At 68.9% G+C, this 24,161-nt stretch carries 23 protein-coding genes; 15 read left to right on the top strand and 8 right to left on the bottom strand.

What is annotated here, in order from left to right; translation table 11 throughout:
* Nucleotides 1–1,056: electron transfer flavoprotein-ubiquinone oxidoreductase (locus BLP73_RS13010; RefSeq protein WP_139165958.1), on the top strand; the 1,056-nt coding region annotated here is incomplete at its 5' end.
* Here the strand turns inward: BLP73_RS13010 and BLP73_RS19435 are convergent.
* Nucleotides 1,041–1,250 carry a hypothetical protein gene (locus tag BLP73_RS19435; protein ID WP_175453343.1) on the bottom strand — a complete coding sequence of 70 codons (210 nt, stop codon included), beginning with the start codon at nt 1,248–1,250 and terminating at the stop codon, nt 1,041–1,043. The two genes, BLP73_RS13010 and BLP73_RS19435, sit on opposite strands and share 16 nt — an antisense overlap.
* A 1-nt stretch (nt 1,251) precedes the next feature.
* Here BLP73_RS19435 and BLP73_RS13005 point away from each other — a divergent pair, with 1 nt between their 5' ends.
* On the top strand, nt 1,252–2,121 hold the full coding sequence (locus BLP73_RS13005) for a DMT family transporter (RefSeq protein ID WP_245686667.1): 870 nt from the start codon (nt 1,252–1,254) through the stop codon (nt 2,119–2,121).
* 135 nt (nt 2,122–2,256) lie between these two features.
* On the top strand, nt 2,257–2,826 hold the full coding sequence (locus BLP73_RS13000) for a response regulator (RefSeq protein ID WP_090745238.1): 570 nt from the start codon (nt 2,257–2,259) through the stop codon (nt 2,824–2,826).
* 12 nt (nt 2,827–2,838) lie between these two features.
* On the opposite strand, the gene BLP73_RS12995 is transcribed toward BLP73_RS13000, so the two are convergent.
* Nucleotides 2,839–3,858 carry a LacI family DNA-binding transcriptional regulator gene (locus BLP73_RS12995; RefSeq protein WP_090745236.1) on the bottom strand — a complete coding sequence of 340 codons (1,020 nt, stop codon included), beginning with the start codon at nt 3,856–3,858 and terminating at the stop codon, nt 2,839–2,841.
* A gap of 164 nt (nt 3,859–4,022) precedes the next feature.
* Here BLP73_RS12995 and BLP73_RS12990 point away from each other — a divergent pair, with 164 nt between their 5' ends.
* The 10 genes from BLP73_RS12990 (at nt 4,023) to BLP73_RS12945 (ending at nt 13,874) form a co-directional block, all read left to right on the top strand.
* A complete protein-coding gene (locus BLP73_RS12990; RefSeq protein WP_217630690.1) occupies nt 4,023–5,261 on the top strand; it encodes an ABC transporter substrate-binding protein in 1,239 nt (412 codons plus the stop codon).
* Between the two features lie 59 nt (nt 5,262–5,320).
* Nucleotides 5,321–6,214 (top strand): carbohydrate ABC transporter permease, encoded by an 894-nt coding sequence (locus BLP73_RS12985; protein WP_090745233.1) that lies wholly within the window; start codon nt 5,321–5,323, stop codon nt 6,212–6,214.
* Between the two features lie 97 nt (nt 6,215–6,311).
* Nucleotides 6,312–7,157 carry a carbohydrate ABC transporter permease gene (locus tag BLP73_RS12980; protein ID WP_090745230.1) on the top strand — a complete coding sequence of 282 codons (846 nt, stop codon included), beginning with the start codon at nt 6,312–6,314 and terminating at the stop codon, nt 7,155–7,157.
* Between the two features lie 3 nt (nt 7,158–7,160).
* On the top strand, nt 7,161–8,273 hold the full coding sequence (locus BLP73_RS12975) for an ABC transporter ATP-binding protein (protein WP_090745227.1): 1,113 nt from the start codon (nt 7,161–7,163) through the stop codon (nt 8,271–8,273).
* 21 nt (nt 8,274–8,294) lie between these two features.
* Entirely contained in the window at nt 8,295–9,047 is a 753-nt protein-coding gene (locus BLP73_RS12970; RefSeq protein WP_217630689.1) for a sugar phosphate isomerase/epimerase family protein, read from the top strand.
* Between the two features lie 4 nt (nt 9,048–9,051).
* Nucleotides 9,052–10,200 (top strand): Gfo/Idh/MocA family protein, encoded by a 1,149-nt coding sequence (locus BLP73_RS12965; protein WP_090745221.1) that lies wholly within the window; start codon nt 9,052–9,054, stop codon nt 10,198–10,200.
* Nucleotides 10,201–10,213: 13 nt separating this feature from the next.
* A complete protein-coding gene (locus BLP73_RS12960; RefSeq protein ID WP_090745218.1) occupies nt 10,214–11,284 on the top strand; it encodes a sugar phosphate isomerase/epimerase family protein in 1,071 nt (356 codons plus the stop codon).
* 1 nt (nt 11,285) lies between these two features.
* Nucleotides 11,286–12,380: a Gfo/Idh/MocA family protein gene (locus BLP73_RS12955; RefSeq protein WP_090745215.1), complete on the top strand. Its 1,095-nt coding sequence runs from the start codon at nt 11,286–11,288 to the stop codon at nt 12,378–12,380.
* Nucleotides 12,381–12,556: 176 nt separating this feature from the next.
* The gene (locus tag BLP73_RS12950) at nt 12,557–12,991 is read left to right on the top strand and encodes a DUF2382 domain-containing protein (protein WP_217630688.1); all 435 of its coding nucleotides are present in this window, start codon (nt 12,557–12,559) and stop codon (nt 12,989–12,991) included.
* Nucleotides 12,981–13,874 (top strand): YsnF/AvaK domain-containing protein, encoded by an 894-nt coding sequence (locus BLP73_RS12945; RefSeq protein ID WP_217630687.1) that lies wholly within the window; start codon nt 12,981–12,983, stop codon nt 13,872–13,874. The genes BLP73_RS12950 and BLP73_RS12945 overlap by 11 nt, the downstream gene beginning before the upstream one ends.
* 67 nt (nt 13,875–13,941) lie before the next feature.
* On the opposite strand, the gene fahA is transcribed toward BLP73_RS12945, so the two are convergent.
* Both fahA and hmgA read right to left on the bottom strand, forming a co-directional pair.
* Nucleotides 13,942–15,162 (bottom strand): fumarylacetoacetase, encoded by a 1,221-nt coding sequence (gene fahA / locus BLP73_RS12940; RefSeq protein ID WP_090745212.1) that lies wholly within the window; start codon nt 15,160–15,162, stop codon nt 13,942–13,944.
* Nucleotides 15,163–15,175: 13 nt separating this feature from the next.
* Nucleotides 15,176–16,525: a homogentisate 1,2-dioxygenase gene (gene hmgA / locus BLP73_RS12935; protein WP_090745209.1), complete on the bottom strand. Its 1,350-nt coding sequence runs from the start codon at nt 16,523–16,525 to the stop codon at nt 15,176–15,178.
* A 127-nt stretch (nt 16,526–16,652) separates the two neighbouring features.
* Between hmgA and BLP73_RS12930 the strand changes: the two genes are divergently transcribed.
* The gene (locus tag BLP73_RS12930) at nt 16,653–17,060 is read left to right on the top strand and encodes a MarR family winged helix-turn-helix transcriptional regulator (protein ID WP_342672089.1); all 408 of its coding nucleotides are present in this window, start codon (nt 16,653–16,655) and stop codon (nt 17,058–17,060) included.
* Nucleotides 17,061–17,222: 162 nt separating this feature from the next.
* On the opposite strand, the gene BLP73_RS12925 is transcribed toward BLP73_RS12930, so the two are convergent.
* Together BLP73_RS12925 and glyA are read right to left on the bottom strand one after the other, a co-directional pair.
* Complete coding sequence (locus BLP73_RS12925) at nt 17,223–19,397, bottom strand: methyl-accepting chemotaxis protein (protein WP_245686664.1); 2,175 nt, start codon at nt 19,395–19,397, stop codon at nt 17,223–17,225.
* A gap of 223 nt (nt 19,398–19,620) precedes the next feature.
* A complete protein-coding gene (gene glyA, locus BLP73_RS12920) occupies nt 19,621–20,916 on the bottom strand; it encodes a serine hydroxymethyltransferase (RefSeq protein WP_090745203.1) in 1,296 nt (431 codons plus the stop codon).
* A gap of 177 nt (nt 20,917–21,093) precedes the next feature.
* Between glyA and BLP73_RS12915 the strand changes: the two genes are divergently transcribed.
* Complete coding sequence (locus BLP73_RS12915) at nt 21,094–21,855, top strand: NAD kinase (protein WP_090745200.1); 762 nt, start codon at nt 21,094–21,096, stop codon at nt 21,853–21,855.
* 162 nt (nt 21,856–22,017) lie between these two features.
* Here the strand turns inward: BLP73_RS12915 and BLP73_RS12910 are convergent, their stop codons facing one another.
* A complete protein-coding gene (locus tag BLP73_RS12910; protein ID WP_090745197.1) occupies nt 22,018–23,040 on the bottom strand; it encodes a hypothetical protein in 1,023 nt (340 codons plus the stop codon).
* A gap of 78 nt (nt 23,041–23,118) precedes the next feature.
* Complete coding sequence (rpoH, locus tag BLP73_RS12905; RefSeq protein ID WP_090745194.1) at nt 23,119–24,030, bottom strand: RNA polymerase sigma factor RpoH; 912 nt, start codon at nt 24,028–24,030, stop codon at nt 23,119–23,121.
* Nucleotides 24,031–24,161 lie beyond the last annotated feature (131 nt).

Below are 24,161 nucleotides of genomic sequence, written 5' to 3'. Positions count from 1 at the left end.
CTGGACCTGGCGAAGGGCGCGGATGCGCAGAAGTTCGGCCTCGGGATGAAGGAGATCTGGGAGGTCGCGCCCGAGAAGTTCAAGCCCGGCCGGGTCGTGCACACGATGGGCTGGCCGCTCGGCAAGAACGCCGGCGGCGGCAGCTTCATCTACCATCTCGAGAACAACCAGGTCCTCGTCGGCTTCGTGGTGCACCTGAACTACAAGAACCCGCACCTCTATCCCTACATGGAGTTCCAGCGCTTCAAGCACCACCCGATGGTGGCCGAGCTGCTGGAGGGCGGCAAGCGCGTCGCCTATGGCGCCCGCGCGATCAGCGAGGGGGGCTTCCAGTCGCTGCCGCAGATGGCCTTTGCGGGGGGCATGCTCTTGGGCTGCTCGGCGGGGATGGTGAACCTGCCGCGGATCAAGGGCAACCACAACGCGATGCTGTCGGGCATGGCGGCGGCCGAGGCGGCGGCGGCGGCGCTTGCCGCAGGCCGGGAAGGCGACGTGCTGTCCGACTATGACGCCGCGGTGCGGACCGGCCCCATCGGCCGCGACCTGAAGCGGGTCAGGAACGTCAAGCCGATCTGGTCGAAGCTGGGCCTGCCTGGCAGCCTGATGCTGGGCGGCTTCGACATGTGGGTGGCGAACGTCACCGGCTGGAACCCGCTCGGCACCTGGAGCCACGGCAAATCCGACGCGGCGGCGACGGGCAAGGCGGCGGACCACACGCCGATCGACTACCCGCGCCCGGACGGGGTGCTCAGCTTCGACCGGCTGACCAACGTGGCCTTCTCCTTCACCAACCACGAGGAGAGCCAGCCCTGCCACCTCAAGCTGCGCGACCCCAGCATCCCCATCGCGGTGAACCTGCCGGAATATGCCGAGCCGGCGCAGCGCTACTGCCCGGCGGGGGTCTACGAGGTGGTCGAGGACGCGGGCGGTCCGCGCTTCGTGATCAACTTCCAGAACTGCGTGCACTGCAAGACCTGCGACATCAAGGACCCCAGCCAGAACATCGTCTGGACCACCCCCCAAGGCGGCGACGGGCCGAACTACCCGAACATGTGACCGAGGCGGCACGACCGGAGCGGGAAGACCGCCTGCGGTCGCCGCGTCTGCACGTCCGGCAGGAATTGCACGCCGTGCAGGAAGCGGCTAAGCTGACCCCTCAACTGGCCGGACCTTGGCATCGTGATCTCCCCCGCCTTTTCGTCGCTGCACGGCATCTTGCTGAAATGCGCCAGCGTGACCGTCTTCACCATCATGGCCGGGCTGATCAAGGCCACGGCGGCGGCGGGCGAGGGCGTGCCGCCGGGCCAGCAGGTCTTCTTCCGCTCGATCTTTGCGGTGCCCGTGATCTTCCTCTGGCTGGCGATGCGGCGCGAGCTGCGCGGCGGCATCCACACGGTCCGGCCGATGGGGCATTTCTACCGCGGCATCGTCGGCACAGCCTCGATGGGATTCGGCTTCTGGGCGCTGTCCCTGCTGACGCTTCCCGAGGCGACGGCCATCGGCTATGCCGCGCCGCTGCTGGTCGTGGTCTTCGCCGGCATGTTCCTTGGCGAGGACGTGCGCGCCTTCCGACTTGGCACGGTGGCGCTTGGGCTCATCGGCGTCCTGATCGTGCTGTCGCCGCAGCTGCGCCTCGGCGGCGCCGCCGATCCGCTGCGGATGCTGGGCGCCGTCGCGGCGCTGATGGCGGCCGTTTGCACGGCGCTGGCGATGATCTTCGTGCGCAAGCTGGTCCAGGTCGAGCGGACCTCGGCCATCGTCTTCTGGTTCTCGATCACCTCGACCGTGCTCGGCCTGCTGACGCTGCCCTTCGGATGGGTCGTCCCCAGCCCCGTGACGGCGCTGATGCTGGTCCTGATCGGGCTTCTGGGCGGGGTCGGGCAGATCCTGATGACCTCGGCCTACCGCTATGCCGATGCCTCGGTCGTGGCGCCCTTCGACTATGTCTCGATGCTGCTGGCGATCGGGATCGGCTGGTGGTTCTTTGCCGAGGTGCCGACCCCGACGGTGCTGGTCGGCGCGGCAATCGTGATCTTCGCGGGCATCCTCATCATCTGGCGCGAACACAAGCTGGGGCTGGAGCGGGCGCGGCAACGCAAGGCGGTCACGCCGCAGGGATGAGGCGCGCGAAATGCTTGCCTTATATGCTTTCGGACAGGTAAGTTGTGCCAGGCTGCTCGCACCAGTCGTTAGAGGCGAGTGATCGGCCGCTCCCGGCGCGCGAACGGGGACGGATGGTGGAGAACGGAGGCGCGGGTGCGCATACTTGTTGTCGAGGACGACTACCTTCTGGCCCAGTCCCTCTGCCTCGAGATCGACGCGCATGGCGACGAGGTCATCGGCCCCTTCTCGGCAGTGCCCGACGCGCTGGACCATCTGGAGCAGGCACAAGCCGCGATCCTGGATGTCGAACTGCGCGGCAGGACCTCGTTCACCTTGGCCGACCGGCTGGAGCGGTGGCAGGTGCCCTTCGTCTTCCTGACCGGACATGACAAGGAGGTCGTCCCGCCGCGCTTCGCGCGCAGTTGCGTCTTCACCAAGCCCAGCCTCGGCAGCCTGCTGCTGGGCGACCTGCACCAGCGGCACCGCCTGCGTCCCCCGGCACGGCAGGCCGGCAACGATCCCGAGATGGTCGTCCGCGAGATGATGGTGCTGGCGCGCCGGCAGATGCCGGATGCAGGCTCGGCCGACCGCCTGGTCGAGGCGGCGCTGCTGCGCACCATCGCCGAGACCGCCAACCAGCGGCTCGAGGGCGACATCCGCGGGCGGCTGTTCGCGGCGATGGAGGAGGAGTTCCGCCAGCGCGGACGCAGCCTGCTGCAATAGGGCGGCGGCCGCCTAGCCCCGGCCGGGCGCGGGTGCGGTCGAGCGGCGCACGACGATCTCGACCGGCAGGGTGGTCAGCGGCTCGGCGGCGGGTCGGCCGGCGAGGCTGTCCAGCAGGCGCTCTGCGGCGCTGCGGCCCAGCCTGCGCCGGTCCTGGCGGATCGTGGTCAGGGGCGGGCGGGAATAGGCGGCCAGCGCGATGTCGTCGAAGCCGACCACCGACACGTCCTCGGGGACGCGGATGCCCAGCTCCGACAGGCCCGAGATGCAGCCGATCGCCAGCTGGTCCGAGGCGCAGAGGATCGCCGTCGGGCGCTCGGCGCAGCGCATCAGCGCACCGGCGGCGCGGTAGCCGTCGCGAATCTCGAAGCTTCCGCCCGCGATGGCCTCGGGCGGAAGCGACAGGCCCGCGGCGGCGAGGGCGGCGACCGCGCCCTGCCGTCGTTCCTGCGTCAGCACGTTGCCGGCCGGGCCCGTCAGCAGCGCGAAGCGGCGATGCCCCAGGGCCGCCAGATGCTGCACCGCCAGCGCCATGCCCGCCCGGTTGTCGCTGCGCACGGTCGTGAAATGCCGCCCCTCGGGCCATTCGCAGGCGAAGACCACGCGCCCCGCGACGTCGCTGGCGGCCAGCTCGTCCAGCACCTCGGCGGGCAGCCCGCCATCGAGGCAGATCAGCCCGTCGGCCCGCGCGGCCTGAAGATGCCCGACCGGGGACTGGCGGCGCACCTGCTGCGAGAGGCTGTCGGTCACCAGAAGATCGATGCCGGCCGGGGCCAGCCCCTCCTGGATGCCGGCAATGATCTCGGAGAAGAACGGGTTGCCGAGATTGGGCACCAGCGCCAGCACCGCGTCCGCCCGGCGCACCCGCAGCGAGCGGGCGAAGGAGTTCGCGCGGTAGTCGTGCTGCTCGACCACGGCCATGACCTGCGCCCGTGTCTCGGGCGAGACCCGGGCAGGCTGGGACAGCGCACGGCTGACCGTCGCCGTCGACACGCCCGCCAGCCGGGCGATTTCCTTGATACCAATCGCCATAGGCTCCGCCTGAGAAAGGACTTGGTAAAGGATTACATTTTTTCTTGACGGGCTGGCAATGGCTATGAGATTAATTGCTGGCAATCGTTTACATCGGCAGGGAAGAGGCCGAGGGGATTGTTCTGCCGGGCGGTGCCCGCGCGGACCACACGGGAGGATGAACAATGCAGATGACTTCCATGCGCCGCCTCATGGCGGGCGCTGCGCTGACAGTATTGCCCGCAGGTGCGATGGCCGCCGATCTGGAGGTGACGCACTGGTGGACCTCGGGTGGCGAGGCCGCTGCCGTGCAGGAGCTGGCGCGCATCTTCACCGAGCAGACCGAATATACCTGGGTCGATGGCGCCATCGCCGGGTCGGGCTCGACCGCGCGGCCGATCATGGTTTCGCGCATCATCGGCGGCGATCCGATGGGCGCCACGCAGTTCAACCACGGCCGGCAGGCGCAGGAGCTGGTCGAGGCCGGGCTGATGCAGGACCTGACCGAGGTGGCCGAGGCCAATGGCTGGGCCGAGTTCATCAACCCGCCCTCGCTGCTGGAGGCCTGCACGCTGGACGGCCGCATCTATTGCGCGCCGATCAACATCCACTCGCCGCAATGGATGTGGACCTCGCACGCCGCCTTCGAGGCCGCCGGCGTCGAGCCCGCGACCAACTGGGAAGAGCTGAAGGCCGCCGCCCCGGCGCTGCGCGAGGCGGGCATCCTGCCGCTGGCGCAGGGGATGCAGGGCTGGCAGACCTCGCTGCTGCTGAACGCGATGGTCTCGGGGATCGGCGGGGCCGATTTCTACCTGCAGGTCTACGAGGCCCGCGAGGAAGAGGCGCTGAACAGCGACACGATGCGCCAGATCTGGGAAGAACTGGCCGTGGCGCGCGAGCTGTCGCAGGGTGGCAACCTGAGCGACTGGAACATGGCCACAAACCGCCTGATCGAGGGCACGGCTGCCGCGCAGGTCATGGGTGACTGGGCGCAGGGCGAATTCGCGCTGGCCGGCCAGACCGCGGGGACCGACTACGGCTGCAACATCGGCCTCGGCGGCGAGCCCTACATCGCCACCGGCGGCGACGCGATCTACTTCCCCGTCAACAGCGACGCGGCCGTGACCGAGGCGCAGATGGCGCTGGCCAACGTGATCACCGGCCCCGAGGCGCAGGTCGCCTTCAACGCCGCCAAGGGCTCGCTGCCCATCCGCGGCGACATCGACCTGACCGAGGTGAATGCCTGCACGCAGCAGGGGCTCGAGACGCTGGCGGCCGGCAACACCATCCCCTCGATCGACATGCTGCTGTCCTCTGACACGCGCGGGCAGATCGAGGACCTGACGGCCGAGTTCTTCGGCTCCAGCCTCAGCGCCGAGGACGCGCATAACCGCTACGTCCAGATCGTGATGTCGGAAATGTAAGCCCCGCCGCCCGGCCCCGCTGCGGGGCCGGGCACCCGCATCCTGACGGAGGCACTGCCATGGCCCGATCCGGCCCGCCCCTCCGCCTTTTCCAGAACTGGCAGGCGAAGCTCGCCGCCACGCCGATGATCCTGACGGCCCTCGTGGTCTTCATCGGCTGTTCGCTCTGGACGGTGGTCTACTCCTTCACCAATTCTCGCCTGCTGCCGCGCCTCGAATTCGTCGGCCTCGCGCAATACGAGCGGCTGTGGTCCACGCCCCGCTGGCAGGTCTCGATCGAGAATCTCGCGGTCTATGGCGTGCTGTCGCTGATCCTGACGCTGGCCATCGGCTTCCTGCTGGCCGTGCTGCTGGACCAGAAGATCCGGTTCGAGGACGGGTTCCGCACCATCATCCTCTTTCCCTACGCGCTCAGCTTCATCGTCACGGGCGTCGTCTGGCAGTGGATCCTGAACCCCGATTTCGGCCTGCAGCACATCGTGCGCGGCATGGGCTTTTCCGGCTTCACCTTCGATCCGTTGAACGATCCGAACCTCGTGATCCTGGCGCTTCTGGCCGCCGGCATCTGGCAGGGTGCGGGGCTGACCACGGTGATCCTGCTGGCCGGCCTGCGCGGCATCGACGAGGACGTGTGGAAGGCCGCGCGCGTCGACGGCATCCCGACCTGGAAGACCTACATCTTCATCGTCCTGCCGATGATGAAGCCCGTCTTCGCCACCTGCGTCGTCCTCATCTCGGCGGGCATCATCAAGCTCTACGATCTGGTCGTCGCCCTGACGCGCGGCGGGCCGGGGATCGCCTCCGAAGTGCCGGCGAAATACGTCTACGACTACATGTTCGGCAACCAGAACCTTGGCCAGGGCTTCGCCGCCTCGACCATGATGCTGGCGGCCGTGCTTGCGATCATCATCCCCTTCGCGCTGTTCCAGCTTGGGAGGAAACGTCGTGTCTGACGCAGCTTTCCCCACCCGTGCCGCGGCACCCGCGCGCGCCAGCGCGCCCCGTGGGCGCCTCCTCGACGGGCCTGCCGGCGTCGCGCCGACGCGGCGCATGAACCCCAAGCGGATCATGGTCTATGGCGGGCTGATCGTCTTCTCGATCTACTACCTGCTGCCGCTCTGGGTCATGGTCATGACCTCGCTGAAGGGCATGCCCGAGATCCGCATGGGCAACATCTTCGCCCCGCCGATGGAGATCACCTTCGAGCCCTGGGTCAAGGCCTGGTCCGAGGCCTGCACCGGCCTCAACTGCGACGGCCTCTCGCGCGGGTTCTTCAACTCGGTCGCGATCACCGTGCCGGCCACGATCCTGTCGATCGCGGTGGCGGCGGTGAACGGCTACGCGCTGGTCAACTGGCGCTTCAAGGGCTCCGAGGTGTTCTTCACCATCCTGATCTTCGGCGCCTTCATCCCCTATCAGGTGATGATCTACCCGATCGTCATCATCCTGCGCGAAATCGGGCTGATGGGCTCGGTCTGGGGGCTGGTGCTGGTCCACGTGGTCTTCGGCATGCCGATCATCACGCTCTTGTTCCGCAACTACTTCTCCTCGCTGCCGCCCGAGCTGTTCAAGGCCGCCCGCGTCGACGGCGCCGGCTTCTGGGGCATTTTCTTGCGCGTCCTTGTCCCGATGTCGCTGCCGATCTTCACCGTCGCGGTGATTCTTCAGGTCACGGGCATCTGGAACGACTTCCTCTTCGGCGTGATCTACACCCGGCCCGACAGCTACCCGATGACCGTACAGCTGAACAACATCGTCAACTCGGTCCAGGGCGTACGCGAATACAACGTCAACATGGCCGCGACCCTGCTGACGGGGCTCGTGCCGCTGACGATCTACTTCCTCTCTGGCAAACTTTTCGTCCGCGGCATCGCCGCAGGCGCCGTGAAAGGCTGACCCATGGCACAAGCACTCCGCGCCGCCCCGGCCACCGAACTGGACGGCATCTCGGTCTCGATCCGCGACCTCTCCCTAAGCTACGGCTCGGTCGAGGTGCTGGGCGATCTGAACCTCGACGTGAAGGACGGCGAGTTCCTGGTCCTGCTGGGCGCCTCAGGCTGCGGCAAGTCCACGCTCTTGAACTGCATCGCCGGCCTGCAACCGGCGACCGAGGGGCAGATCTTCATCTCGGGCCAGAACGTCACCTGGGCCGAGCCCTCGGAGCGTGGGATCGGCATGGTCTTCCAGTCCTACGCGCTCTACCCGCAGATGACGGTCGAGGGGAACCTGTCCTTCGGCCTCAAGAACGCCCGCGTGCCGAAGGACGAGATCCGCCGCCGCGTCGCCCGCGCCGCCGACACGCTTCAGCTGGAACCGCTGCTGAAGCGCAAGCCCGCCGCACTGTCGGGTGGGCAGCGCCAGCGCGTCGCCATCGGCCGGGCCTTGGTGCGCGACGTGGACGTGTTCCTCTTCGACGAGCCGCTCTCGAACCTCGACGCGAAGCTGCGCGCCGAGCTGCGGGTTGAGCTGAAGCGCCTGCACCAGAACCTCGGCAACACGATGATCTACGTGACGCACGACCAGATCGAGGCGATGACCCTGGCCGACCGCATCGCCATCATGCGCGGCGGCAAGATCCAGCAGCTCGCCAGCCCCGACGACATCTATCGCCGGCCCGCGAACCTCTATGTCGCCGGCTTCATCGGCTCGCCGCCCATGAACCTGCTTCCCGGTCGGCTGGAGGGGAACCGCTTCACCGGCGCGCTGACGGCCGACGTCACCGGCTACGACTTCACCAGCCGCCCGCGCGGCCCCGAGGTCGTGCTGGGCATCCGCCCCGAGCATGTCCGCACCGGCGCCGCCGCCGAGGCCCTGCCGATCCGCGCCGAGGCGCTGGTCGAGGTGGTCGAGCCGATGGGCGCCGACACCCTGGTCTGGGCGCAGCTGGGCCAGACCCCCTTCCGCGTCCGCATGGACGGCGAGAGCCGCGTGCGCGCCGGCGACCGCTTGTCCGTCGGCTTCGATCCCGCCAGCCTGTCGCTGTTCGACGCCGCCAGCGAGACGCGGCTTTAAGACTTTCCCACGGAGAAGATGATGAAACTGTCCCTGCAACTCTACTCGGCCCGCTTCGCCACCCCCTATGCCGAGGTGATCCGCCGTCTCGGCGCAATGGGCTATGACGCGGCCGAGGGCTATGGCGGCGTCTTCGACGAGATGCCCGCCATCGCCGAGGCGCTGTCCGAGACGGGCATGACCATGCCCTCGCTGCATGTCTCGCTGGACCTCATTGAGGAGAACCCCGACCGCGTGGCCGAGATCGCCGGCCAGGTCGGCGCCACGATGATCTTCGCCCCCCATATCGGCCCCGACCAGCGCCCGGCGGACGCGGGCGGCTGGCGCGCCTTCGCCGGCCGCTTGGCCGCCGCGCATGAGGCGATGGCGACGCGCGGCCTGACCTTCGGCTGGCACAACCACGACTTCGAATTCCACGAGCTGCCGGGCGGCGAGACCCCGATGGGCATCATCCTCGACGAGGCGCCCATGATCGATTGGGAAGCCGACATCGCCTGGATCGTGCGCGGCGGCGGCGACCCGCAGGCCTGGATCGAGAAATACGGATCGCGCATCTCGGCCGCCCATTTCAAGGACATCGCGCCGGAGGGCGAGAAGACGGATGAAGATGGCTGGGCCGATCCCGCGACCGGGACCATGGACTGGCCGGCGATCATCGACGCCCTGCGGAGCCACGCCCGCGTCGAGGTGCTGGTGGCCGAGCATGACAAGCCCTCCGACTTCGAGCGCTTCGCGACCCAGGCCCACGCCGCCTGGCAGAACCTGAAAGGCTGACACCATGAGCGATCTGAAACTGGGCCTCATCGGGGCCGGCAACATCTCAGCTTCCTATCTCGGCCGGGCGCCGCATTTCGCGGGCATCCGCTTCGTGGCTGTCGCCGACATGAACCACGCCGCCGCCGAGGCGCGGGCCGCGGAATACGGCATCGAGGCGCGCAGCGTCGATGCGCTGCTGGCCAGCGACGACATCGACTTGATCGTGAACCTGACCATCCCGGCGGCGCATTTCGACATCTCGAAGCGCGCGCTCGAGGGCGGCAAGCACGTCTATTCCGAGAAGCCCTATGTCCTGACGCTGGACGAGGGGCGCGAGCTGGCCCGTATCGCCGCCGAGCGCGGGCTGCGCGTCGGCTCGGCGCCTGACACCTTCCTCGGCACCAGCCACCAGCTGGCGCGGCATATTGTGGACAGTGGCGCCATCGGCCGCGTCACCTCGGGCACCTGCGCGGTGATGTCCAGCGGCATGGAAAGCTGGCATCCCAACCCCGACTTTTTCTTCCTGAAGGGCGGCGGCCCGGTGCTGGACCTGGGGCCCTACTACATCTCGAACCTCGTGCAGCTGCTGGGGCCGGTGGCGCGGGTCGCCGCGCTTGCCTCGACCCCCAGCAAGACGCGCACCATCGGCTCGGCCGCCCGCAAGGGCGAGCAGGTGCCGGTCGAGACGCCGACCACCATCCACGCCCTGCTGGAATTCGAGGGCGGCGCCGTCATCAGCTTCCAGTCCAGTTGGGACGTCTGGCAGCACGACCTGCAGCCGATGGCGCTGTACGGCACCGAAGGCACGCTGCACATCCCGGACCCCAACTTCTTCGACGGCGAGGTCCGCATGACGAAGCGCGCCGAGCCGGCCGCGCTGCCCGCATGGGATCACCCGCTTGGGCCGCCGAACCGCGACCTGAACAACGGCAAGAGCGTGGCCGACTACCGCGCCTCGGGCCTTGCCGACATGGCGCTGGCCATCGCCGAGGGCCGCCCGCATCGCTGCAACGACGAGCTGGCGCTGCATGTCGTAGAGGTGATGACCGCAATCCTGCAATCGGGCGAGGAGGGGCGCTTTGTCCCCATGACCACCACCTGCGCCCGCCCCGAGGCGCTGGACCCCAAGGCGGCGGCCCATCTTCTGGCGAGCCAGACCGTCCCGGCCTGAGAAAGGAGCCATCATGGCAACCGAGCACCAGCGGGGCATCAAGGGCCCCGCCATCTTCCTCGCGCAGTTCGCCGGCGACGCGGCGCCCTTCGACAGCCTGCCGAACATCGCGCGATGGGCTGCGGATCTCGGCTATCGCGGCATCCAGCTGCCGGTCGATCCGCGCTTCATCGACCTCGACCGGGCGGCCGAGTCCAAGGACTACTGCGACGAGATCGCGGGCATCTGCCGCGAGGCCGGCGTCGAGATCACCGAGCTGTCCACCCACATGCAGGGCCAGCTGGTCGCGGTGCATCCGGCCTATGCCGCGCAGTTCGACGGCTTCGCGCCGGCCGAGCTGCGGGGCAAGCCGCGCGAGCAGTCGGAATGGGCGGCGGGGCAGGTCATCAAGGCCGCCCGCGCCTCGCGCCATCTGGGCCTCGACGTGCAGGTCGGCTTTTCCGGCGCGCTCGCTTGGCCATATCTCTACCCTTGGCCGCAGCGGCCGGCCGGCCTGATCGACGAGGCCTTTGCCGAACTCGCCCGCCGCTGGCAGCCGATCCTCGACGCGCATGAGGAGCAGGGCGTCGATTACGCCTATGAGCTGCATCCGGGCGAGGACCTGATGGACGGCGCCAGCTTCGAGCGGTTCCTCGAGGAGACCGGCAACCACGCCCGCGTCGCGATCAACTACGATCCTTCGCATTTCGTGCTGCAGCAGCTGGATTACCTCGGCTTCATTGACCATTACGCCAGCCGCATCCGCGCCTTCCACGTCAAGGATGCCGAGTTCCTGCCCTCGGCCCGACAGGGGGTGTATTCCGGCTTTTCGGGCTGGACGGACCGGGCAGGCCGGTTCCGTAGCCTGGGCGACGGGCAGGTCGACTTCGCGGGCGTCTTCTCGCGCCTGACGCTGGCCGGCTACCGGGGCTGGGCGGTGCTGGAATGGGAATGCTGCATCAAGTCGGCGGCGCAAGGCGCGGCCGAAGGCGCGCCCTTCATCGAGGCGCATCTGATCGAGCCCACCGAGACCGCCTTCGACGATTTCGCCGGCGGCGACGCACCTGACCGCGGCGCGCTTCGGTCCATGCTGGGTCTGGACTAGCATGCAGCGCATCCCCCTCGGCATGGTCGGGGGCGGGCAGGGCGCCTTCATCGGCGCCGTGCACCGCATCGCGGCGCGGATCGACGACCGGTTCGCGCTAGTCGCGGGGGCCTTGTCCTCGGATGCCGGGCGGGCGGCGGCCTCGGCCGAGGCGATCGGGCTGGAGCGCTCCTACCACGACTGGCGCGAGATGGCGCGGGCCGAGGCGGCACGGCCGGACGGCATCCGCGCCGTCTCGGTCGTGACGCCGAACCACCTGCACCTGCCGGTGGCGCGGGCGTTTCTTGAAGCGGGGATCCACGTGATCCTCGACAAGCCGCTGACCGCGACCCTGCCCGAGGCCGAGGAACTGGCGCGCCTGACCGAGGCCACGAAGGCGCTGCTGATCCTGACCTACAGCTATTCGGGCTACCCGATGATCCGCGAGGCGCGGCGGCTGGTGGCCGAGGGGCAGCTGGGCCGCATCCGGCTGGTCCATGCGGAGTTCGTCGCGGACTGGCTCGCCCGCCCCGGCCGCGCCGAGCAGCAGGGCTGGCGCGCCGATCCGGCCCTCGGCGGCGAGGGCGGGGCCATCGCCGATATCGGCACCCATGCCGCGCATCTGGCGACCTATGTCTCGGGGCTGCCGATCACCGAGGTCGCGGCCGAGCTGACCGCCTTCCTGCCCGGACGGCAGATCGACGACAACGGCCACGCGATGCTGCGCTTTGCCGATGGCGCGAAGGGGATGCTGTGGACCAGTCAGGTCGCGTCGGGCTCGGACAACGAGGTGCGGCTGCGGGTGATGGGGGACAAGGCCGGGCTCGACTGGACCCATGCCGATCCCAACCGCCTGCGCCTGACGCGGCTTGGCGAGCCCTCGCAGACCCTGACGCGCGGCGGTCCCGAGTTCATGGGCAGCGCGCGGCTGCCTTCGGGTCACGCCGAGGGGTATCTGGAAGCATTCGCCTCGATCTACACCGACGCCGCCGATGCCATCGCCGCGGGCCGCGTGCCGCCGGGCCTGCCGGGCATCCAGGACGGCCTCGACGGGATGCGCTTCGTTGCGGCCTGCCTGCGCTCCAGCCGCGCGGACGGGGCTTGGCAGCCTCTCTAGACGCGGTTGGCCGTTACCTCCGCTCGCATCGGGTTCCCTCCGACCCGGCGCGCTGCCGGCGATAGGCGCCATCCTGGCATAACCGCCCCCGGCGCGGCGCGCCTCCGCCGAGTGCGCGCAACTGCGCAGGAACAAAGAACGGGCCTCCATGTTGCTCTCCCATCGGGAGGTTGACGATGACAGACAGGCGCGACGAAGCGGTTCTTCCGGTCATGGAAGAGCAGCTCGAGATCAGCAAGACGATGCGCGTCACCGGCCGCGTGCGGGTGGAGACGCGGACCGAGACGGTCGACAGCCTGGTGCCGGTCGATCTGACCAGCACGCATGTCGATGTCGAGCGGGTGCCGGTCGATCGCAGGATCGACAGGATTCCGGACATCGTGACCGAGGGCGATCTGACGATCGTCCCCGTCGTCGAGGAACGCGTCGTCGTCACGCGCGAGCTTTACCTCAAGGAAGAGCTGCACATCCGCCGGACCGAGCGTGTCGAGACGACCGAGCTCCCGGTCTCGACGCGCCGCCAGACGGCCCATGTCGCCCGCCTCCCGCCCGACGACGTCCAGACGGACGACTCGATCATGAAAGCAAAGGACGCACAGAATGACCTATGACAGCGAAACTTCGATGAGCGGCTCGAACCGCTCCGTCTCGGCCATGTTCGACAGCGTGAGCGAGGCGCATCGCGCGGTCGACCGCCTGAAGGCCGCCGGCCTGCCCAGCAGCAGCATCCGCATGGTCGAGGGCTCGGCCGCCGGCGCCGGAACGGCGCGCGACCCGAACGCCGACAAGGGCTTCTGGGACAGCCTCAGCGACTTCTTCTTCCCCGAGGAAGACCGCTACACCTATGCCGAGGGACTGTCGCGCGGCAGCTGCCTCGTGACCGCCTCGAACCTTGACGCGACCGAGTACGAGACGGCGCTGGACATTCTGGACGATGACGGCACGGTCGATCTCGGCGAGCGCGAGGCCAGCTGGCGCTCCGAGGGCTGGGGCGGCTACGAATCCAGCGCCTATGCCGCCGGCGGCGTGCCCGGCGCGACCGGCACCCCAGGCTACGAGGAGGCGGGCTATTCCGAGATGCGCCCCCACCACGAGGGCGAGCACCGCGAGATGGGCCGCGACGAGAGCATCCCCGTCGTCGAGGAGCGCCTCAGCGTCGGCAAGCGCGACATCAGCCACGGCCGCGTCCGCGTGCGCGCCTACACCGTCGAGGAGCCGGTCAGCGAGACCGTGAATCTCCACGACGAGCGGGTCGAGCTGGAGCGCCGCCCGGTGGACCGCGCCGCCCATGACTCCGAGGACTTCCGCGACCGCACGTTGGAAGCCGAAGAGCACCGCGAGGAGGCCGTCGTCGCCAAGGAAGCGCGCGTCGTCGAGGAGATCGGCCTGCGCAAGGTGAGCGACAGCCATCAGGAGACCGTCTCTGACACCGTCCGCCACACCGAAGTCGAGGTCGAGGACGACCGCACCAACCCGTCGCGCACGGACCGGTGATCGGCGCCTAGAACCAGCAGGCCCGCCGTTGCGGGCCTGCCTGTCGCTGCGCCGGGAAGCGGCGCAGCTACTCTACCGCGGGCAGGATGCGCCCCAAGCAGGGGCCAAAGCCGATCCGGTAATCGGCCGCCTCTGCGTAACCGTATAGCTCGACCTCGTCGCCATCCTCGAGGAAGGTCCTCTGGGCATCGCCCACAAGGACCGGCTCGGCACCGCCCCGTGTCATTTCCAGCAGCGCGCCGGTCTGATCGCGCGTCGGACCCGAGACCGTGCCCGATCCCAGAAGATCCCCCACCCGCATCGGGCAGCCCGAGACCGCGTGATGCGCCAGCTGCTGCGCCGAGGAGTAATACATCTGGCTGTAGTTCGTCTCGGCCATGCTCTGCCCGTTCATCCGCCAGCCAAGCGTCAGGTCGTAAAGCCCCGGCCGCTCCTCGCGCAGATAGGGCAGGAGGGGGTTCTCGCGCGGCGCGCCCGCGCAGCGGAACGGCTCCAGCGCGGCCTGCGTGACGATCCAGGGGCTGATAGTCGTTCCGAGCGCCTTGGACTGGAACGGGCCGAGCGGCTGATACTCCCACGCCTGCACGTCGCGCGCGGACCAGTCGTTCAGCAGCACGTAGCCGAAGATCATTGCCTCGGCCTCCTCGACCGATAGCCGCCGGCCCATCTCGCTCTCTGCGCCGACAATGGCGCCCAGCTCCAGTTCCAGGTCCAGGCGGCGGCTCGGCGACCACAGCGGGCCGTCCTCGCCGCGGACCTGCCCCATCGGGCGCCGGACCGGCGTGCCCGACACGACCACCGACGAGGCGCGCCCGTTATAGCCGATGGGCATGTGCGTCCATTGCGGCGGCAGGGCGTTCTCGGGGCCGCGGAACAGGCAGCCGACGTTGAAGGCATGGTGGCGCGAGGCGTAGAAGTCGGTGAACTCGGCGACCCGGATCGGCAGGTGCAGTCGCGCACCCGCCATCGGTACCAGCGGCACGGGCCGCGTCTCGCCCTCGGCCAGAAGGCGCGTGATCTCGGCCCGCAACCGGTCCCACTCGGCCCGTCCCCGCGACATGAAGTCGTTCAGCGCCGGGGCAGAGAAGCAGCCACCGGCATCCAGCAGCCCCTCGGCCTCGCAGGCGGCGAGATCCAGGATCATGTCGCCGATGGCGACGCCGCAGCGTGCGGGCCCGCCGTTCGAGAAGACGCCATAGGGCAGGTTGTTCAGCGGAAACTCGCAGCCCGGCGCGTTGGCGCTGGCGACGCGCGAGCGCAGCAGGCCTGTCACAGCTTCCTTTGCCATCGGCGCCGGTCCCTCACTTCACGCCGGGCGTGCCGTCGAACTTCTTCTCCAGGCGCTGCCAGACCTCGACATATTCCTGCTGCATCGGCGCCTCGGTCGCGGCCCATTCGGTCAGGTGCTGGGGAAAGCGCGTCTCGAACATGAAGGACATCGTGTTCTCCAGCTTGTGCGGCTTCAGCTCGGCATTGGAGGCGCCCTCGAAGGCGTCGCGGTCGGGGCCGTGGGGCAGCATGCAGTTGTGCAGGCTGATCCCGCCCGGCGCGAAGCCCTGGGGCTTGGCGTCATACTGGCCGTAGATGTTGCCCATCAGCTCGGACATGATGTTCTTGTGATACCAGGGCGGGCGGAAGCTGTGCTCGGCCACCAGCCAGCGCTCGCGGAAGAGGACGAAGTCGATGTTCGCCGTCCCCTCCTGACCCGAGGGTGCGGTCAGCACGGTGAAGATCGACGGGTCCGGATGATCGAAGAGGATCGCGCCGACCGGGGAGTAGGTCCTGAGGTCGTACTTGTAGGCGCAGTAGTTCCCGTGCCAGGCCACCACGTCCAGCGGCGAATGCCCGATATGGGTCTCGTGGAACTGGCCGCACCACTTGATGACGACGCGGGACGGGGTCTCGCGATCCTCGAAGGCCGCGACCGGGCACTTGAAGTCGCGCGGGTTCGCCAGGCAATTGGCCCCGATCGGCCCGCGATGCGGCAGGTCGAACTTCTGCCCGTAGTTCTCGCAGACAAAGCCGCGCGCCGGGCCGTCCGGCAGCTCGACCCGGTAGACGAGCCCGCGCGGCAGGATCGCGATCTCCTTCGGCTCGAGGTCGATGACGCCAAGTTCCGTGCAGAAGCGCAGCCGTCCCTCTTGCGGCACGACCAACAGTTCGCTGTCTGCCGAGAAGAAATACTCGTCCTCCATCGACCGCGTCACCAGGTAGACATGGCTGGCCATACCGACCTGGATGTTGACGTCGCCCGCCGTGGTGATCGTCCGCATCCCGGTGATCCAGGTCAGCGCCTCCTCGGGCACCGGCACCGGGTCCCACCGATACTGCCCGAGGCTGGTGACGTTCGGCACCACGTTCGGCGCGGTCTTCCAATGCGGCACGTCGATGGGCGTGAAGCGGCCCGTGTGATGGACCGAGGGACGGATGCGGTAGCACCAGGTCCGCTCGTTCTGCCCGCGTGGGGCGGTGAAGGCGGTGCCCGAAAGCTGCTCGGCATAAAGGCCGTAATTGCATTTCTGCGGGCTGTTCTGACCCTGCGGCAGCGCGCCGGGTAGCGCCTCGGTCTCGAAGTCGTTGCCGAAGCCGGGCATGTAGCCCGCATGCGCGCCGAGGCCCGATTGGGCGGCGGTCGTCTCTCGGACGGTCATGTCGGTCCCTCCGCAAGTCGTTGCAGCTGCAATGATCCTATCGCCGTCCGGGGCGAACGTCAATGTCGTTGCGGATGCAACGATGATGTGGTCAGCTTGCGCTCAGGAGGAGTCGCGCTTGCCGTTCGTGCTGGATGAGTTTCTGCCCTACCGCCTCTCGGTCGCCGCGACCGAGGTGAGCCGGCGTTTTGCTGCGCGCTATGCCGCCGAGGCGGGGTTGAGCATCCCGGAATGGCGCGTTCTTGCGCATCTGGGCCATTCCGGGGCGGCGAGCGTGCGCGACATCACGGCCAAGGTCAGCCTCGAGAAGTCGATCGTCAGCCGCGCCGCGTCCCGTCTCGAGGACCGGGGGATCCTGCGGAAGTCGGCGCATGATGGTGACCGCCGGCTGATCGTGCTGGAACTGACGGAAGACGGCACCGCGCTGATGGCCAGGCTGGCCGAACTGGCCGAGGCGTTCCAGGCAGAGCTTCGGCATCAGCTTGGCGCGGATGCGCATCGGTTCGAGGCCGCGCTGAAGCGCCTGGCGGGATGAGCTTCCGCAGACCGGTTCATCTTGCAGATTGCGTGAGCGCTATCGGAGCCTGCGGCTGACGATGGACGTCTTCAAGCGCCTTTCCCCCGGTCGCACCACCTTACAGAAGCGGCGCGGCAGCAGATCCTGCTGCCGCGCGCGTGGCACTTCGGCGCTCGTCGCTCAGAACTCGAAGAGCTGCCCGCCGCCCGCGACCACCCTCAGCGGCGGCGTGGGCGCCGTGGCCGCGGCAGCGCGCCGCGCGGGCGGGCGGGCGGCCTGCTCCATCTGGAAGCGCGCGATCTCGCGCATCAGGTCGTCCGCGCGCTGCTGGAGCGAGACGGCCGAGGCGTTGCACTGCTCGGAGACCGCCGCGTTCTGCTGAGTTACCTCGTCCAGCTGGTTCACGCCCGAGTTGATCTCGGACAGGCCGATTGCCTGCTCGTTCGCCGCGACCGCGATGGCCGAGATCTGCTGCGAGATCTCGTGCGCCTTGCCGAGGATGACGTCGAGGCTCTCGCCCGTGCGGCCGACCAGGGTGGAACCCGTCTGCACCTGCATGGCGCTTTCCGAGATCAGCGCCTTGATCTCGCGCGCCGAATCCGAGGCGCGCTGCGCAAGGCCCCGCACCTCGGAGGCGACGACCGCGAAGCCCCGGCCGGCATCGCCCGCGCGCGCGGCCTCGACCCCGGCGTTCAGCGCCAAAAGGTTCGTCTGGAACGCAATGTCGTCGATGACGCCGATGATCCGGGTGATCTGGTCCGAGGCCTTTTCGATGTCCCGCATCGCCTTCACCGCGTCGCGCACGATCGTCGCGCTGCTTTCGGCAACCTCGCGGTTTTGGAGGCTGGCCTGTTCGGCAAGCCGGGCGCGTTCGGCCGTGGCGCGGACGCTCTCGCTCATCTCGTTCAGGGCGGCGGCGGACTGTTCCAGCGTCGCGGCCTGGGTCTCGACGCGGCCCGAGAGGTCCTGCGCCGCCGAGGTGATCTCGTCCGAGCCGCTGCGGACCTGGTCGGCCACGTCCGAGATGCGCGACATCGTGCTCGACAGCGAAGAGATGACCTCGTTGAAGGTCTGGCGCAGCACGTCATAGGCGGCAGGGAAGGGGTTCGAGGGCGGGCTCGCGATCTGCGTCGTCAGATCGCCGCGCGCCAGGCGGGTGAGGCCGTCGCCGATGTCCTTTACGACCCGCGTCTGCTCGACCCGCTCGGCCTCGCGCCGCGCGGCGGCGGCCTCCTCGGCCCGGCGCGTCTCGTCCGCGAGGCGCTGGCGCTCCATCGCGTTCTCCTTGAAGATCGCGAGCGCCCGCGCCAGGTCGCCCAGCTCGTTGCGGTTGTCTTCGCCGGTGATCGTGATGCTCAGATCGCCTCGCGCCAGCGCGCCGGTCTGCTCGACCGTGCGCTTCATTCCGAGCGAGAGGTGACGGGTGAGGGTCGCCGCGATCAGCGCGCCCAGCACCAGGGCGAAGCCAACCCCGGAAAGGATCGAGGTGATCGTGCTGTCCGTCAGGGCGGATGCCTCGCGCTTCAGCCGATCGGCGGTCGTGACGGCGTCCGCACGCAGCTGCTGGGTGAATGCGCTCACCGCCTCGGAGCTTTCGCGCATCGTGTCGAGCAGCGCGTGCATCTGCGGCTCGTTCCCGTGCAGGGCCTCGGCCAGCGTCCAGATCTCCGCGGCGCCTTCGCGGACGGTCTGGGTCAGCTGCCGTTCCTCGCCAGCGGCCGAGCTGGCGGCAAGCTGGGCCAGAAGCGTCTGGAGCTGGCCCTGCAGCTGCGTGGTCTCGGCGAAGATCGCCTCGTCCATCGTCTGCAGGTAGTACTCGATCCGCACCCGCATCAGAAGAAGCGTCTTGTTCGCCTCGAGCGCCGCGAAGGCCTGCGTCGCGTCGCCGCGTGCCTCCGCCAGGGTCTGCAGCCGTTCGAGGTTGCGCCGCTGCTCGATGCCCTTGGTCCAGATCTGCGCCTTGCGCTCGGCGCGCTCCATGTAGCCGGCCGTGAAGCTGTCCATCGTCTGGATCTCGCTCTGCGTCAGCGCGATGAGTCGGTCCGCCTCGATTGACCCCTCGCGGTCGATTCGGACGACCTGCTCGTGCACGCTTTGCATGATGGCCGTGGCTTCCTGGCCGACTGTGGGTTCGGCGTCTTCCATGAAGTGCAGGAGCGCCCGCTCTGCGTTGAGGGCGCCGGCGCGGATGTCCGACACGGCCAAGGCCCGCCGCTCGGCTGCCGCGGCCTCATTATGCACGGCGGCGAGGCGCGTCAATTGCGTCCAGGTGAACATCCCGAACACGAGCAGCATGGCCAGGATGAGGGCAAATCCCGCGGTGACCTGGCGGGTGAGTCTGACGTTCTTCAACATGTCGGTTCTCTGCGATCTGAGCGAAAGGCGCGTCGGCGCGGCGCATCTGCATGTGCCGCCTCTCGCTGCTTACGCCGAGACTCGTGAAGAACTAGTTGATGCCGCAGCATCTTGTCGGAGGTCGCGGTTAACGGAACTGGCGACCGACAGGGTCAGTCGCGCCGCACCACGCGCACGTCACGGCAGGCTCCGCCGCGGCCGGGACCGCGGCGAAGCGAGCAGCTTACATGCTGGGATAGAGCGGGAAGCGCGCGCAGAGCTCGGAGACTTCGCTGCGGACCTTCGCCTCGACCTCGGCATTGCCGTCCTCGCCCTGGGCGGCAAGGCCGTCCACGACCTCGACGATCCAGCGCGCGATCTGGCGGAACTCGGCCTCGGCGAAGCCGCGGGTGGTGCCGGCCGGGGCGCCGAGGCGGATGCCCGAGGTCACGAAGGGCTTCTCGGGGTCGAAGGGCACGCCGTTCTTGTTGCAGGTGATGTGCGCGCGGCCCAAGGCCGCCTCGGTCGCCTTGCCGGTCACGCCCTTGGGGCGCAGGTCCGCGAGGCAGAGGTGATTGTCGGTGCCGCCCGAGACGATGTCGATGCCGCCCTTCATCAGTTCGTCCGCCATCGCCTGCGCGTTCTTCACGACCTGCGCGGCGTAGGTCTTGAACTCGGGACGCAGCGCCTCGCCGAAGGCCACGGCCTTGGCGGCGATCACGTGCATCAGGGGGCCGCCCTGCAGGCCGGGGAAGACGGCGCTGTTCACCTTCTTGGCGATGTCGGCGTCGTTGGTCAGGATCAACCCGCCGCGCGGGCCGCGCAGCGACTTGTGCGTGGTCGAGGTGACGACATGGGCATGGGGCACCGGCGAGGCATGAACGCCGCCCGCCACGAGGCCCGCGATATGGGCCATGTCCACCATCAGGTAGGCGCCGACCTCGTCCGCGATGGCGCGGAAGGCGGCCCAGTCCCAGCTGCGGCTGTAGGCGGTGCCGCCGGCGATGATCAGCTTCGGCTTGTGCTGGCGGGCGCTTTCGGCGATCGCATCCATGTCGAGCATGTGGTCCTGCTGGCGCACGCCGTAGCTGACGACGTTGAACCATTTGCCCGACATGTTCACCGGCGAGCCGTGCGTGAGGTGCCCGCCCGAGTTGAGGTCGAGCCCCATGAACGTGTCGCCCGGCTGCAGCAGCGCCAGGAACACGGCCTGGTTCATCTGGCTGCCGCTGTTGGGCTGGACGTTGGCGTAAGCGGCGCCGAACAGCTCCTTGGCGCGCTCGATCGCCAGGTTCTCGGCGATGTCGACATACTGGCAGCCGCCGTAGTAGCGCTTGCCCGGGTAGCCCTCGGCGTATTTGTTCGTCAGGACCGAGCCCTGGGCTTCCAGGACGGCGCGGCTGACGATGTTCTCGGAGGCGATCAGCTCGATCTCGTCGCGCTGGCGGCCCAGCTCCTGCGTGATGGCGCGGGCGATGTCGGGGTCGCGGCTGGCCAGATCCTCGGTGAAGAAACCGTTGTCGCGGGTGGGAGCGTTCATGTCTCTCGCATCCTTTGTGGCTGGGCGGACGGGGGATGGCGGGTTCTTACTCCAAGCCGGCCCGCCCCGGAAGGGACAAAACGTCCCGCGCCGGCGCCGGCGCGCCCGGGGTTGCCTTCCGCGGCGGGGGGCATGATGCTGCACGGGTCGAGGGGGACACGGAAACTGCCGGGAACGATGACGCCAGCCATCCACTTCACCGCCAGCCCGGCGGCGCCGGCGCAGGCTGCGCTGGCGCAGCTCAGCGCGCGCTATGGCCACGCCGCGCTGGACGAGGCCGCGGTGGTCGTCGCGCTCGGCGGGGACGGGTTCATGCTGCAGACCCTCCACGCGACGGAGGGGCGCGATCTGCCCGTCTACGGGATGAACCGCGGCACCGTGGGCTTCCTGATGAACAGCTATGCCGAGGCAGACCTGCCCGCGCGCCTCGCCGCGGCCGAGGAGACGATCATCAACCCGCTGAGGATGCACGCGACCTGCGCCAACGGCAACACGCAGGAGGCGCTGGCCATCAACGAGGTCAGCCTTCTGCGCGAGGGGCCGCAGGCGGCGAAGCTGCGCATCCACGTGGACGGGCGTCTCAGGATGGAGGAGCTGGTCTGCGACGGGGTGCTGGTCTCGACCCCGGCCGGCTCGACCGCCTACAACTATTCGGCTCATGGCCCGATCCTGCCGATCAATTCCGAGGTGCTGGCGCTGACCGCCATTGCGCCCTTCCGCCCCCGGCGCTGGCGCGGCGCGCTGCTGCCGAAGGGTGCGGACGTGCTGGTCGAGGTGCTGAACCCCGAGCGGCGGCCGGTGATGGCCGATGCCGACAGCCGCTCGGTCCGCCATGTCACCTCAGTCCGCATCCGATCGTCCGGCAGCATCCGGCACCGGCTGCTGTTCGATCCCGGCCACGGCCTGGAGGAACGGCTGCTGCGCGAGCAGTTCGTCTAGCCAATTCTGGCCGGCCGATCCGGGCGGCAGGGTGACATCGTCCGGCTCGGCGATGTTTCAGCCCACGCCCTCGGCGCGGAACAGGCGCCTGTTCTGCCGGGTGCAGTCAGCGACATGGGGGCAGGGGAGGAAATCGCCCGGGCGGATGGAAAGACTTGCGCCTCAGCCCGCGCAGATCTGCTGCAGCGCCAGCCATTGCGGGTCGGTCAGCAGGTCCGCCTGCGCGACGCCCTGCCGGATCGGGTCGCCCTCGATCAGCGGCAGGACCGAAGCGCCGGTCGGGTCGATGCTTCGCGCATAGGGCTCCGAGGGCAGGTTCTGGCGGGTCAGCGCTTCCAGCAGCGCCGCGTTCTCGGGCCGAGGCAGGGGCTCGGCCAGCAGCGCCTCGCCGTAACCGGCCATCGCGTCCCGCGGCAGCGCGCCGAGCGTCATCAGCCGCAGGCTGGCCCCCAGCCCCGCATGGCGCAGCGCCGCCAAGGTCGCCTCGCGGTCGGTCTGCGACAGATGCGCGGCCAGCAGGTGCCCGGCCGCAGGCTCCGGCCCGGCCGAGGCGGTCAGCACGCCGCCCCCCAGGACGTAAAGGTCACCCGGAAGGCGCCGCGCTCCGTTTAAGGCGCCGGGCAGCACCCGCACGGCCGCCTCCGGCTCCAGAAGGCGCGGGGTGATCCAGTTCAGCACCGCCTGGCCCGAGCTGCGCTGGCAGACCGGGCCCGCGACGCGCTGCATGTCGGCCAGCACCGCCAGCCCCACGTCCCGCGCCTGCGCCGGAGGCGCGATGCGCGCCGCGTGCCGGATCAGCGCGTCGGGCAGCCACAGCGCGGCCGCGGCCAGCATGGCAAGGCCCGCCACGATCATCAGCCCGCCGCGAAGGCGGCCGGGATTGGCGCGGTGCTGGGCGATGGCCTGCTGCACCTTCTCGATGGCCTCGATCATCAGCGGATCGTCGGTCTCGAGGATCTCGTCCGGCGCGTCGGCGGCGGGGGTGTAGACGGCGGGCATCCGGCCGGGATTGAGCCGCACGACCGCCGGCAGGGACCAATGCGTCAGGGGTCGGTCGGACTTGGGATCGGACAGGACCAGCGTCGCCTCGCCCACAGCCACCACGACCTCGCGCAGCCGCGCCTCGGGCGTCTCGCGCCACGCGCCTTGCGCCTCAAGGCGTTGGAACTGCTTCAGCGCCGTCATGCTCGTGTCCTGCCCCCGCAATCAACCATAGCAAGGGCGCGGCGCGCGTCAATCAAGCGTCACGCGGCGCGGGGCCCGTCAGGCATCGATCCCTTCAGCGATCCGCATGCCCTTCTCGCGTGCGAGGATGCGCATGCGGTCCTGCAGCTTCTCAAAGGCGCGGACCTCGATCTGGCGGATGCGCTCGCGCGAGACGCTGTAGCGGGCCGACAGGTCCTCGAGCGTCATGGGATCATCGCGCAGGCGGCGCTCCATCAGGATGTCGCGCTCGCGCTCGTTCAACACGTCCATCGCCGAGACGAGCATCTGCCGGCGGGTGTCCAGCTCCTCGGTCTCGGCATAGGCCTCGGCCTGGTTGGCGTCGTGATCCTCGAGCCAGTCCTGCCACTGCGCGGCGGAGTCGCCGTCGCCCGAACCGACGGTCGCGTTGAGCGAGGCATCCCCGCCCGAAAGGCGGCGGTTCATGTCGACCACCTCCTTCTCGGTCACGTTCAGGTCGTTCGCGATCTGGGCGACGTTCTCGGGACGCAGGTCGCCCTCTTCCAGCGCGCCGATGCGCGACTTGGCCTTGCGGAGGTTGAAGAACAGCTTCTTCTGCGCGCTGGTCGTGCCCATCTTCACCAGCGACCACGAGCGCAGGATGTATTCCTGAATCGAGGCGCGGATCCACCACATCGCGTAGGTTGCCAGGCGGAAGCCGCGCTCGGGGTCGAAGCGCTTGACCGCCTGCATCAGGCCGACATTGGCCTCGGAGATGACCTCGGCCTGCGGCAGGCCGTAGCCGCGATAGCCCATGGCGATCTTGGCGGCGAGGCGCAGGTGGCTGGTCACGAGGCGATGCGCGGCTTCGCTGTCCTCGTGATCGACCCATGCCTTGGCCAGCATGTACTCCTCCTCAGGCTCCAGCAGGGGAAACTTGCGGATTTCCTGAAGGTAGCGGTTCAGCCCCTGTTCGGGGCTGGGCGCGGGAAGATTGCCATAAGTCGCCATGTCATCAGCCTTTCGCAGAGTTCGCCCAACGCCAGCGCAGGAGGGGGGTTCCCCATCTGGCAGGCGGCGCGACACCAGTCACGTGCCAAGTCCGGAAGATTGTGCAGAAGTTTTGCGGCCTTGTCACATGG

The organism is Paracoccus tibetensis (assembly GCF_900102505.1).
Classification (GTDB): Bacteria; Pseudomonadota; Alphaproteobacteria; order Rhodobacterales; family Rhodobacteraceae; genus Paracoccus; species Paracoccus tibetensis.
Note: the sequence above shows the minus strand (reverse complement) of the source record. Positions and strands in the feature narration are given on the sequence as shown.